We start from the raw sequence: 12166 nt of genomic DNA, 5'->3' as shown, positions 1-12166 counted from the left end.
CCGGGTGGCTCGGGTGACGGTGGTCGGCAGTGTGAACCTCGACGCGGTCTACGGCGTGGCCGCGCTGCCCAAACCGGGCGAAACCATCCTGGCGTCCTCGACGACGCTGGGCCCGGGCGGAAAGGGCGGCAACCAGGCGGTGGCCGCGGCCCGGGCCGGGGCGCAGGTGCAGTTGGTCGCCGCGCTCGGCGAGGACGCCGCCGCGCAGCAGCTGCGCGCGCATCTGGACGCCAACGGTGTCGGCCTCGACGGCGTCGCCACGCTGCCGGTGCCCAGCGGCGCCGCGGTGATCCTGGTCGAGGAGAACAGCGCCGAGAACCTCATCGTGGTCTCCCCCGGCGCCAACGCCCACCTGACGCTGGACTCGCAGCGCGTGCGCGACCTCGTCGGCGACTGCGACGTGCTGCTGGTGCAGCTCGAGATTCCGTTGCCGACGGCGTTGGCCGCGGCCCGCCAAGCCCGCTCCACGGGGGCGACGGTGATGCTCAACGCCTCCCCGCCGGGTGCGGACCCGGCGGCCTTGGCGGAGCTGGCCGCCGCGGTCGACGTGGTGGTGGTCAACGAGTCCGAGGCCGCGCAGTGGCAGTGGCCGGTGCCGCATCTGGTGGTGACCCGGGGTGCCGACGGGGCCCGCTACACCGGGCCCGACGGGGAGGTGACGGTGGAATCGCCGGCCGTGGAGGCGCTCGACACCAGCGGCGCCGGCGATGTGTTCGCCGGGGTGCTCGCGGCGGGCTGGGCCGCGGATCCGCTCCGGGCGCTGCGCCGCGCGTGCGCCGCGGGCGCGCTGGCGACGCTGACCGAGGGCGCCGGCGACTGCGCACCCACCGACGAGGCGATCGAGGACGTGCTGGCGCTCGGATCCGGCTGAGCCGCGCTCAGCGCTCGGGCACCTCACGTTCGATGGCGTCGAGCCAGATCCGCGCCGACATGTCCGACGGTGCGCGCCAGTCCCCGCGCGGGGACAACGCACCGCCCGCGGAGACCTTGGGGCCGTTGGGCAGCGCGGAGCGCTTGAACTGGCTGAACGAGTAGAACCGCTGCGCGAACACCTGCAGCCAGTGCCGAATGTCGGCCAGCGAGTAGGCCGGCCGCTTGTCCAGCGGATACCCCATCGGCCAGTGTCCCTGCTCGGCGTCGTGCCAGGCGTGCCAGGCCAAAAACGCCACCTTGGCCGGCCCGAACCCGTAGCGCAGCACCTGGAACAGCGAGAAGTCCTGCAGCACATACGGACCGATCTTGTCCTCGCTGCTCTGGATCTCCTCGTCCTCGCCGGTGGGCACCAGTTCGGGGCTGATCTCGGTGTCGAGTACCGATTGCAATACGGCGTCGACGTCGTCGTCGAACTGCCCGCTGGAGATGACCCACCGGATGAGGTGCTGGATCAGGGTTTTCGGCACCCCACCGTTGACGTTGTAGTGCGACATCTGATCGCCCACCCCGTAGGTGGACCAGCCCAGCGCCAGCTCGGACAGATCACCGGTGCCCAGCACGATGCCGCCGCGCTGGTTGGCCAGCCGGAACAGGTAGTCGGTGCGCAGGCCCGCCTGCACGTTCTCGAACGTGACGTCGTAGACCTCCTTGCCGCGGCCAAACGGGTGGTCCATCTCGGTGAGCATCAGCTTGGCGGTGTCGCGGATGTCGATCTCGGCGAAGGTGACGCCGAGCGCCTCCGACAGCGCGATCGCGTTGCCCTTGGTCCGGTCGCCGGTGGCGAAGCCGGGCATGGTGAACGCCAGGATGTCGCTGCGCGGGCGGCCTTCTCGGTCCATGGCCCTTGCCGCGACGATCAGCGCGTGGGTCGAATCCAGCCCGCCGGAGACGCCGAGCACCACCTTCGGATAGTTCAGCGCCCGCAGCCGCTGCTCGAGCCCGGCGACCTGGATGCTGTAGGCCTCGTAGCAATCCTGCTGCAGCCGCGAGGGATCCGACGGCACGAACGGGAAGCGTTCCACCCGGCGCCGCAGCCCGATGTCGCCGTCGGGCGGGTCGAGGGTGAATTCGATTCGGCGCGTGCTGGTCTGGTCGATGCCGAAGGTGCGGCGGTTGTCGTCGAAGGTGCCCATCCGCAGCCGCTCGGCGCGCAACAGCGACACGTCGACGTCGGCGACGCTGCGCAGCGGGCCCTTGGGGAACCGCTCGGATTCGGCCAGCAGCACGCCGTTCTCGTAGATCATGGTCTGGCCGTCCCAGGCCAGGTCGGTGGTCGATTCGCCCTGACCGGCCGCGGCGTAGACGTAGGCGGCCAGGCAGCGCGAGGACGCCGAGCGCGCCATCAGCTTGCGGTCCTCGGCGCGGCCCACCGTGATGGGGCTGCCCGACAGGTTCGCCAGCACCGTCGCCCCCGCCAGCGCCGCGGGGGCGCTCGGCGGCACCGGCACCCACATGTCCTCGCAGATCTCGACGTGCAACACGAAATCCGGATGGTCGACGGCGGCGAACAGCAGGTCGGCGCCGAACGGCGCCTCGAGCCCGCCGAAGGAGATGAGCCCGCGCTCATCGTCGCCGGGGGCGAGCTGCCGTCGTTCGTAGAACTCGCGGTAGTTCGGCACGTAGGACTTGGGCACGACACCCAGGACCGTGCCGCGATGCAGCACCACCGCGGTGTTGTAGACCCGGTTGCCGAACCGCAGCGGGGCCCCGACCACCAGCACCGGCACCAGCTCGGCCGAGGCCTCGGCAAGGTCGACCACGGCTCGTTCCACCGCGTCGAGCAGGGTGTCCTGCAGCAGGATGTCCTCGATCGAGTACCCCGTCAGGGTCAGCTCGGGGAAGACCGCCAGCGCCACCCCCTCGCCGTGGCATTCGCGGGCGGTGCTCAGCACCGCCTCGGCGTTGGCGCCGGGGTCGGCCAGGGTCGTGGTCAGCGTGCAGGCGGCCACGCGGACGAAACCGTGCTGGTAGACGCTGTAGAAGTCCATCGGCGGCCATTCTTCCTGCTCGACATCAAGATCTGGTGACGGGGCACCAACGAAACGTGCGATTCGAGCTTCTCGTACCCGTAACCCTCACCCTTTAGTCTCGATGGCGTGGACGTGGCGGAGCTTGTCGGGGTGCTGAGCGGCCGACGCCTCGCCGTGCTCACCGGCGCCGGGCTGTCCACCGACTCGGGGATCCCGGACTACCGCGGCCCGGATTCGCCGCCGAGCAACCCCATGACCATCACCCAGTTCCTGTCGGGTCCGCAGTTCCGGCAGCGCTACTGGGCGCGCAACCACATCGGCTGGCGGCATATGGACGCCTGCGAACCCAACGCCGGGCACCGCGCGCTGGCCGCACTCGAGGATGCCGGCGTCGTCGCCGGGGTGATCACCCAGAACGTCGACCTGCTGCACACCAAGGCGGGCAGCCGCACGGTGATCAACCTGCACGGCACCTACGCGCGGGTGATCTGCCTGGACTGCGGCGCGACGATGAGCCGGGCCGCGCTCGCCGAGGAACTGCACGCCCGCAATCCGGGGTTCACCGAGCGCGCCGAACCCGTCGGCGGCATCGGGGTGGCCCCCGACGCCGACGCCTTGGTGTCCGATGCGGCGTCGATCGCGGCGTTCCGCTACCTGGACTGCCCGCAGTGCGGCGGCATCCTCAAACCCGACATCGTCTACTTCGGCGAGAACGTCGCCAAAGAAGTTGTGCAGCAGGCCTACTCACTGGTGGAGGACGCCGACGCCCTGCTGGTGGCCGGGTCGTCGCTGACGGTGTTCTCCGGCTACCGATTCGTCCGGCACGCTGTTGCCCGCGGGATGGCCGTGGCGATCGTCAACCGCGGCCCCACCCGCGGCGACGAGCTGGCGACGGTCAAGTTGGACGCCGGCTGCTCAGAGATCCTGGCGCTGCTGGCGGGCGAGCTCACCCCGGTGAGTTCGGCGTGATCACGCACGCTCACCGTGGACGATCACGCCGAAATCACCAGTAGGCGGGCATGCTGCGGACCGCGTGGATGAAGTTGCCGGCCACGTAGGACGGCTCCCCCACCCGGAGATCCGGCAGCTGGTGCAGCAGCTCGCCGAAGATCGCCCGCAGTTGCGCGCGGGCCACGTGCGCGCCCAGGCAGAAGTGCCGGCCGCCGCCGCCGAAGCCCACGTGCGGGTTGGGGTCGCGGGCGAGGTTGAGCAGGTCGGGCCGGTCGAACACCTCGGAGTCCCAGTTGCCCGACGGATAGAACATCACGACCTTCTCGCCGGCCTTGATCTGCTGCCCGTGCAACTCGTAGTCGGTGGCCGCGGTGCGCCGGAAGGTCATCACCGGGCTGGCGAACCGGACGAACTCCTCGACCGCCAGGCCGATGCGCCCGTCGAAGTCGGCGGCCAGGTACTCCCGCTGATCGCCGAAGTCGCACAGCGCCTTCATGCCGTGGCTGGTGGTCTGCCGGGTGGTGTCGTTGCCGGCCACCGCCAGCAGCACGAAGAACGCCGCGATCTCGGGGTCGGTCAGCCGCGCGCCCTCCACCTCGGCCTGCACCAGCGCGCTGAACAGGTCGTCACCCGGGTTCTCCCGACGCTCGGCGGCCAGCGCCAGCGCGACCTGGTGCAGGTACATCTGGTTGCTGACGAGCACCTCGAGCGGGTTGCGGCCGGCCAGGTATTCCTCGTCGCCCCAGGACACCAGCGCGTCGGCGGCGTCGGCCACCTGCACGCGTTCGGATTCGGGGATGCCGACCATGTCCGCCAGCGTGCGCAACGGCAGTTCCTTCGAGCAGTACTTGACGAAGTCCGCGCCGCTACCGGCCTCGCGCAGTTCGCTGACGATGTCCTTGGCACTGGCCTTGATCGAGTCCTCGATGCGGCGCACCTGACGCGGGGTGAACGCGGAGTGGACCACCTTGCGGATCAGGGTGTGCCGGGGCGGGTCCATGGCCAGGAAGGACTGCGAGGCCTCCAGCAGTTCCTGCGGAACGTTCTCGAAGAGCACGCCGTGGCCCGACAGGAACACCTCGCTGTTGCGGCTGACCTCGACGATGTCGGCGTGGCGGGTGACCGCCCAGAAGCCCTTGTCCTCGGGATCGGGCATCAGGGAATCCTCGACCGGCGGATGCCAGCTCACCGGGCGCTCGGCGCGCAGTTCGGCGAACGAGCGCTCGCGGTCGACGGCGGTGGTCGACCAGAACGCGCGCGAGGACAGATCGATGGGGTCGTCTACCGGCAACATCAGCCGGTGCTGGTGGCGCTCAACGAACTCGCGCCCTACGACGCCGCCGTCGGCGACACCTACCGCGAACTGCTGAGCGGGGTGAGCACCGGCCTGACCCGGGTGATCACCGACGGTCAGGCCGACGGCAGCATCCGCGCGCAGCTACCGGCGGCCACCACCGCCGACACGCTGACCTGGATGGTGGAGCGGACCTGCCAGCAGAATCTGCCCAACCGGCCGGGCTCCTACGACGCCGAGCTGGCCGACGTACTCACCGAGATCGTCTGGAGCACGCTGTATTTCACCGGTGATTTCGGTGCGCTGGGTTGCGGCGAGCGCGACTGAGCGCACCGAAATCGCTAGCCGGGGACCAGGTCGTCGGCGTGCACGGCGGGCCGACGCATCTCGGCGGGCAGATCCGCGGTGGAGCGGCCCAGCATGGTGCTCAGTTCCGTGGCGTCATAGGCCACCACGCCGCGGCCGATCACCGTCGCGTCCGGGGCGTGCAGTTCCACGACGTCGCCGCCCAGGAACCGGCCCGCGACGGCGGTGATCCCCGCCGGCAGCAGCGAACGCCGCTGCTGCACCACCGCGCGCACCGCGCCCTCGTCGAGGGTGAGCACGCCGGTGGTCTCCGCGGCGTAGCGCACCCAGAACCGGCGGGACGACATCCGGGTGCCGCGCGGGGCGAACACCGTGCCCACCGAGGCGTCCGAGAGCGCGGCCTTGGCCTCGGCGGCCGCCGCGAGCAGCACCGGAACGCCGGCGTCGGCGGCCAGCAGGGCCGACGACAGCTTGGACACCATGCCCCCGGTGCCCAGGCTCGACCCCTGCCCGGCCGTCACATCCGCCAGGTCGTCGGGGCCGGCGACCTCCGGGATGAACCGCGCGGGCTCGTCCGCGGTGGCCTTGCGCGGGTCCCCGTCGTAGAGACCGTCGACGTCGCTGAGCAGGATCAGCGCATCGGCGCCGACCAGGTGCGCCACCAGCGCCGAGAGCCGGTCGTTGTCGCCGAACCGGATCTCATTGGTGGCCACGGTGTCGTTCTCGTTGACGATGGCCACCGCGTGCAGCGACCGCAGCCGGTCCAGGGTTCGCTGGGCGTTGGTGTGCTGCACGCGCATCGAGATGTCGTGCGCGGTCAACAGCACCTGACCGACGGTGCGGCCGTAGTGCCCGAACGCCGCGTTCCACGAGTTCACCAGCGCCACCTGACCGACGCTGGCCGCGGCCTGCTTGGTCGCCAGATCGGCTGGGCGCCGGGACAATCCGAGCGGTTCGAGGCCCGCGGCGATCGCCCCTGACGACACGATCACAACATCGGAGCCGGCGCGCATCCGGGCCTCGATCGAGTCGGCCAGGTACTGCAGCCGGGACGGGTCGAACTCGCCGGTGGGCGTGGTCAGCGCCGTCGTACCGATCTTGACGACAACCGAACGCGCGGTCCGGATCGCCTCGCGGTGCCGGCTCATCGGTCCATGTCGTCGTCGGACAGCCGGCGCTCGCGGCGGGCGGCCTTGCGCTCGGCCGCGCCCACCCGGTCGGAGCGTTCGAGGCGGGCATCGGTGCCCCGGCCGGTCGGCGTGACGTCGACCCCGGCCGCGGTCTGCGGTTCCCAGTCGAAGGTCATGTCGCCGATGGTCACCTCGGCGCCCGGCTCGGCGCCGAGCTTCAGCAACTGGTCCTCCACCCCGAGGCGCGCCAGCCGGTCCGCCAGATAGCCCACGGCCTCGTCGTTGTCGAAGTTGGTCTGGGCGATCCACCGCTCAGGCCGGGCGCCGCGCACCAGGAAGCCGCCCTGCCCGTCGGGTTCGACCGAGAAGCTGGTCTCGTTGACCGGGACCGGCCGGATCACCGGCCGGCGCGGTTCCAGCACCGGCTGCGCGGCGCGATAGGCCGCGACCATATCCCACAGCCCGAAGATCAACGGCCGCAATCCTTCTCGGCTCACCGTCGAGATCTCGAAGATCGGCCAGCCGCGCTCCTCGAGATCGGGGCGGACGAGCTCGGCCAACTCCTTGGCGTCGGGAATGTCGATCTTGTTGAGCACCACCGCGCGCGGCCGCTCGGCCAGGTCACCCAGCGCCGAATCGCTCTGCAGGGACGGCTGATACGCCGCGAGTTCGGCCTCGAGCGCGTCGATGTCGGAGATCGGGTCGCGCCCGGGTTCCAAGGTGGCGCAGTCGACGACGTGCACCAGCACCGCGCACCGCTCGAGGTGGCGCAGGAAGTCCAACCCGAGGCCGCGCCCCTCCGAGGCGCCCGGGATCAGGCCGGGCACGTCGGCAACGGTGAAGGTGTTCTCCCCCGCCGACACCACACCCAGGTTGGGCACCAGGGTGGTGAACGGATAGTCGGCCACCTTGGGTTTGGCGGCGGAGATGGTGGAGACCAGCGATGACTTGCCGGCCGACGGGAACCCGACCAGGCCGACGTCGGCCACGGTCTTCAGTTCCAGGGTCAGGTCGCGCTCGTCGCCCTTCTCACCGAGCAGGGCGAAGCCCGGGGCCTTGCGCGCACGGGAAGCCAGCGCCGCGTTGCCCAGCCCGCCGCGACCGCCGGCGGCCGCCTCGAACCGGGTCCCGGCGCCGACCAGATCGGCCAGCAGGTTCCCCTGTTCGTCGAGGACGACGGTGCCGTCGGGCACCTTGACCTCGAGATCGGTACCGGCGGCGCCGTCGCGGTTGCTGCCGGCGCCCTGCTTGCCCGAGGGCGCCACCACGTGCGGGTGGAAATGAAAGTCGAGCAGCGTGTGCACCTGCGGATCGACGACCAGCACGATGCTGCCGCCGCGACCGCCGTTGCCGCCGTCGGGCCCGCCGAGGGGCTTGAACTTCTCGCGGTGCACCGAGGCGCAACCATTACCGCCGGAACCTGCCCGCGCGTGAATCACCACGCGGTCGACAAACCGGGGCATGGGGACAACCTTTCGTCGAATGTGAAGCTAGCGCGAGGAGACGAGAACTCGCAGCAGCTTCACATCGCGGGGAAGTCCTCGGGTGGTTACGCGTCCGCCGGGACGATGTTGACGGTCTTGCGACCCCGCTTGCTGCCGAACTCGACCGAACCGGCCGAGAGCGCGAACAGCGTGTCGTCGCCGCCACGGCCGACGTTGACGCCGGGATGGAAGTGCGTGCCGCGCTGACGGACCAGGATCTCGCCGGCCTTGACGACCTGCCCGCCGAACCGCTTCACGCCGAGCCGCTGGGCGTTCGAATCGCGACCGTTACGTGAGCTGGAAGCGCCCTTTTTGTGTGCCATGTCGTTCGCTCCGTCGTTACTTGATGCCGGTGACCTTGAGCACCGTCAGAGGCTGACGGTGGCCCTGCCGCTTGTGATAGCCGGTCTTGTTCTTGAACTTGTGGATGCGGATCTTCTTGCCCTTGATGTGCTCGAGCACCTCACCGGTGACGGCGACCTTGGCCAGATCCTTGGCGTCGCTGGTGACCTTGGCGCCATCGACCACCAGGGCAACGGGCAGCTCGACCGTGGCGCCGGGCTCGACCTCGAGCTTCTCGACCTTGAGCACGTCGCCGGCGGCAACCTTGTACTGCTTGCCACCGGTCTTGACGATTGCATATGTCGCCATCGTTTGCCCTGTTCCTTTACGTTCGTCTGGGTCTAGCGGGCGCGCGCCACCCGGAGGCTGCGAGCGCGGGTCGGGGTGCGGAGCCGCGGCTTTCACCGCCGCCGTCCGCCGCTGCGGGCCCACGGGGCCTGCAGACAACTGCTCAAGGTTACGTGACCAGCGGGTAGAGGGTCAAACCGCCCAGTCGTCAGGCCGGCGGGCCGGCGGGCCGGGCCGCCGAGCGGCGCCGCCGGTGCCGACCGACCGAAACCGGAGGCGGGGCGTCCTCATCATCGTCCTCGTCCTCGTCGTCCTCATCATCGTCCTCGTCGTCGTCCGAGTCGTCGTCCTCGTCTTCCGAGTCATCGTCGTCGGAGTCGTCGAGGTCGATCGGATCGAAGTCCTCCTCGTCGGCGTCCTCGTCGTCATCGTCGAGGTCGATCTCGTCCTCGTCGTCATCCTCGTCGTCCGAGTCGTCATCCGAGTCGTCGTCTTCGGAGTCATCGTCGTCGGAGTCATCGGTGTCGCCCGCGGAGTCCTCGGTGTCGTCCTCGGTGTCGTCCTCGGTGTCGTCCTCGGTGTCGTCCTCGACCTCGCGGGTCTCCTCGTCCTTGCCGGCGACGTCGTCGGCCGCCCCCTCGGGCGTCGCCTGCGCGGCCGAGGTCTCGTCGGTGTCCTCGGTCGACTCCTCGTCCTCGTCCTTGCCGTTGGCCTCGGCCATCGCCTTGAACATCGGATGCTCGCCGGCCGGGTGCGTGGGCACCTTGGCCACCACCGGCGCGGCTTCCTCGGTGCGGCCCTTCTTCCCGCGGCGGCTGCGGCGGCTGCCACCGCTGGAGCCGCTGCTGCGGGCCGCGGGCGGTGCGGCGTCGACCGGGTCGTTGTGCAACACGATCCCGCGGCCGGCGCAGTGCGTACACGTCGTGGAGAACGCCTCGATCAGGCCGGTGCCGAGCTTCTTGCGGGTCAGCTGCACCAGCCCCAGCGACGTCACCTCGGAGACCTGGTGGCGGGTCCGGTCGCGGGCCAGCGCCTCGGTCAGGCGGCGCAACACCAGGTCGCGGTTGGACTCGAGCACCATGTCGATGAAGTCGATGACCACGATGCCGCCGATGTCGCGCAGGCGCAGCTGCCGCACGATCTCCTCGGCGGCCTCCAGGTTGTTCTTGGTGACGGTCTGCTCGAGGTTGCCGCCGGCGCCGGTGAACTTGCCGGTGTTGACGTCGACAACGGTCATGGCCTCGGTGCGATCGATGACCAGCGTGCCGCCCGAGGGCAGCCAGACCTTGCGGTCCAGCGCCTTGGTCAGCTGCTCGTCGATCCGGTGGACGGCGAACACATCGGGGCCGTCCTCGGCCGCCTCGTACTTGTTCAGCTTCGGGAGCAGTTCCGGCGCAACCGAATTCACGTAGTCGTTGATGGTGGTCCAGGCATTGTCGCCGGACACGATCAGCCCGGAGAAGTCCTCGTTGAACAGGTCCCGGATGACCTTGACCAGGACGTCGGGCTCCTCGTAGAGCGGCACCGCCGCCCCGGCCGCCTTCTTCTTGGTCTCGGCGGCCGTCGCCTCGATCTGGGTCCAGCGTTCCTGCAGCCGCGTCACGTCGTCGCGGATGCCCTCTTCCTTGACGCCCTCGGAGGCCGTCCGGATGATCACCCCGGCGTCGGGCGGGACGACCTCGCGCAGGATCTCCTTGAGTCGCTGCCGCTCGGTATCGGGGAGTTTGCGGCTGATGCCGGTCGAGGACGCGCCGGGCACGTACACCAGGTAGCGGCCGGCCAACGAGACCTGCGTGGTCAACCGGGCGCCCTTGTGCCCGACCGGGTCCTTGCTGACCTGGACCACCACGTAGTCGCCGGGCTTGAGGGCCTGTTCGATCTTGCGGTTGGCGCCGCCGAGACCGGCCGCCTCCCAGTTCACCTCGCCGGCGTAGAGCACGCCGTTGCGGCCGCGGCCGATGTCGACGAACGCCGCCTCCATCGACGGCAGCACGTTCTGCACGATGCCGAGGTAGATGTTGCCGACCAGGGACGCCGAACCGGCCGAGGTGACGAAGTGTTCGACCACCACGCCGTCCTCGAGGACCGCGATCTGCGTGTAGCGCGCGCCGGCGTGCGGCGGTTCGGCGCGCACCTTGTCGCGCACCACCATGACGCGCTCGACGGCCTCGCGGCGCGCCAGGAATTCGGCCTCCGACAGGATCGGCGGCCGCCGCCGGCCCGCGTCGCGACCGTCGCGGCGACGCTGGCGCTTGGCCTCCAACCGGGTGGACCCGGTGATGCCCTGGATCTCGTCGTTGTCGCTCTTGGCCCTGCTCCGGGGCGCGCGCTCGTGCACGACGGTGTTCGGCGGATCATCCGGCGAGCCGTTGTCGTTGTCGTCGCCGGAGCCGGACTTGCGCCGCCGCCGACGGCGCCGCCGCCGGGTCGCACCCTCGCCGCTGCCGCTCTCGTCGTCATCGGAGCTGTCGTCGTCCGAGCCCTGCTCGTCGGAATCCGAATCGTCCGAGTCGTCGCCGGAGGCACCGTTGGCGGTGTCGTCGTCGGACTTGTCGTCGTCCTGATCGTCGTCGCCGTCGGAGTCACCGGCGCTCTCGCCGCCCCGGCCGCGACCGCGCCCCCGACGGCCGCGGCGCCGGCGCCGGTTGGCGGGCCGGCCCGCCTCGTCGCCGTCGTCGCTGTCGGTCTGATCGTCGCTGCTGTCCTCGTCGTCGGAGCCCTTGGTGTCCTCGACGGCGACATCCTCGCTGGGCTGCGGGCGCCACGGCTGCACGGGCTGGGGCGCCACGAACAGCGGCAGGTAGTCAGCGACCGGTGCGCTCTCGGCGGCCGGTTCGGGGGTTTCGAGCAGCAGCCGCGATTCGGGTTCCTCGGGCGCCGGGGTCGGTTCGGTCGCTGGGGTCGGTTCGGTCGCGACGGCCTCCACGGTCGCCGTCACCTCGACGGCCTCGGCGGATGGGGCCTGCTCAGCGGCCTCGGTGGTCGCAACAGCCTCGGTGGTCGCAACGGTCTCGGTGACCGCCTCCGCCTCGGTGGCCGCAGCGGCCTCGGCGCTGTCGGCGGCGGCGAGCAGATCCCGCACCCGGACGGCCTCGGCGCGGTCCACGCTGGAGTGCGCGCTGCGGGAGCGACCGTCGAATTCGATCAGCGCATCGAGTATCCGCCGGCTGGTGGTGCCGAGCACCCGGGCCAGCGAATGCACCCTCAGACGTTCGGGAATGTCGGGGTGTTCGGGAGCCGCGGCGCCGGCCGCGGTGTCGTGGTTGCTGTCGTCATGGATTTGGGCATCGTGGTCCACGTATTCTCCTTTAGCCCCCGGGCGCGTCGTGAGGACGCGGCCGCGCGAGGGCCTCCGTTATTCACCCGGGTGGCTTCCCGGGGTTGTAGGTCTCGCCCCGAGCAGCTCTGAAGGTTCTCAGGGGGCCCACTCGGTGCCTGGTTGAATGACGGCTGGGACGGTCGGCGCCG

The 12166-nt window shown here is 70.4% G+C and carries 9 protein-coding genes and 1 pseudogene; 3 read left to right on the top strand and 7 right to left on the bottom strand.

Annotated elements, in window-relative coordinates; genetic code table 11:
- Positions 1-4: 4 nt before the first annotated feature.
- Positions 5-871 (top strand): ribokinase, encoded by an 867-nt coding sequence (locus tag EL338_RS08010; protein WP_126333246.1) that lies wholly within the window; start codon positions 5-7, stop codon positions 869-871.
- Between the two features lie 7 nt (positions 872-878).
- Here the strand turns inward: EL338_RS08010 and EL338_RS08005 are convergent, their stop codons facing one another.
- A complete protein-coding gene (locus EL338_RS08005) occupies positions 879-2921 on the bottom strand; it encodes an NAD(+) synthase (protein ID WP_126333244.1) in 2043 nt (680 codons plus the stop codon).
- A gap of 108 nt (positions 2922-3029) precedes the next feature.
- Between EL338_RS08005 and EL338_RS08000 the strand changes: the two genes are divergently transcribed.
- A complete protein-coding gene (locus EL338_RS08000; protein ID WP_126333242.1) occupies positions 3030-3872 on the top strand; it encodes an NAD-dependent protein deacetylase in 843 nt (280 codons plus the stop codon).
- A 34-nt stretch (positions 3873-3906) separates the two neighbouring features.
- Here EL338_RS08000 and EL338_RS07995 read toward each other — a convergent pair whose 3' ends face one another.
- Positions 3907-5148 (bottom strand): cytochrome P450, encoded by a 1242-nt coding sequence (locus tag EL338_RS07995; RefSeq protein WP_126333240.1) that lies wholly within the window; start codon positions 5146-5148, stop codon positions 3907-3909.
- On the opposite strand from EL338_RS07995, the pseudogene EL338_RS07990 reads away from it, so the two are divergent.
- Positions 5137-5475: pseudogene (locus EL338_RS07990) on the top strand (TetR/AcrR family transcriptional regulator); the annotation flags it as partial. The gene EL338_RS07995 and the pseudogene EL338_RS07990 overlap by 12 nt on opposite strands.
- Before the next feature lie 14 nt (positions 5476-5489).
- Here EL338_RS07990 and proB read toward each other — a convergent pair.
- The 5 genes from proB to rne all read right to left on the bottom strand — a co-directional run bounded on the left by proB (position 5490) and on the right by rne (position 11996).
- The gene (gene proB / locus EL338_RS07985) at positions 5490-6602 is read right to left on the bottom strand and encodes a glutamate 5-kinase (RefSeq protein ID WP_126333238.1); all 1113 of its coding nucleotides are present in this window, start codon (positions 6600-6602) and stop codon (positions 5490-5492) included.
- Complete coding sequence (gene obgE / locus EL338_RS07980; protein ID WP_126333236.1) at positions 6599-8047, bottom strand: GTPase ObgE; 1449 nt, start codon at positions 8045-8047, stop codon at positions 6599-6601. The genes proB and obgE overlap by 4 nt, the downstream gene beginning before the upstream one ends.
- Positions 8048-8133: 86 nt before the next feature.
- Positions 8134-8391: a 50S ribosomal protein L27 gene (gene rpmA, locus EL338_RS07975; protein ID WP_126333234.1), complete on the bottom strand. Its 258-nt coding sequence runs from the start codon at positions 8389-8391 to the stop codon at positions 8134-8136.
- Positions 8392-8407: 16 nt separating this feature from the next.
- Entirely contained in the window at positions 8408-8719 is a 312-nt protein-coding gene (gene rplU / locus EL338_RS07970) for a 50S ribosomal protein L21 (RefSeq protein WP_126333232.1), read from the bottom strand.
- A 187-nt stretch (positions 8720-8906) separates the two neighbouring features.
- Positions 8907-11996 (bottom strand): ribonuclease E, encoded by a 3090-nt coding sequence (rne, locus tag EL338_RS07965; RefSeq protein WP_435404895.1) that lies wholly within the window; start codon positions 11994-11996, stop codon positions 8907-8909.
- Positions 11997-12166: the final 170 nt, after the last annotated feature.

The sequence above is a fragment of the Mycolicibacterium chitae genome (assembly GCF_900637205.1).
GTDB lineage: Bacteria > Actinomycetota > Actinomycetes > Mycobacteriales > Mycobacteriaceae > Mycobacterium > Mycobacterium chitae.
The sequence above is the reverse complement of the archived record's forward strand: the minus strand, read 5'-3'. Positions and strand labels throughout refer to the sequence as shown.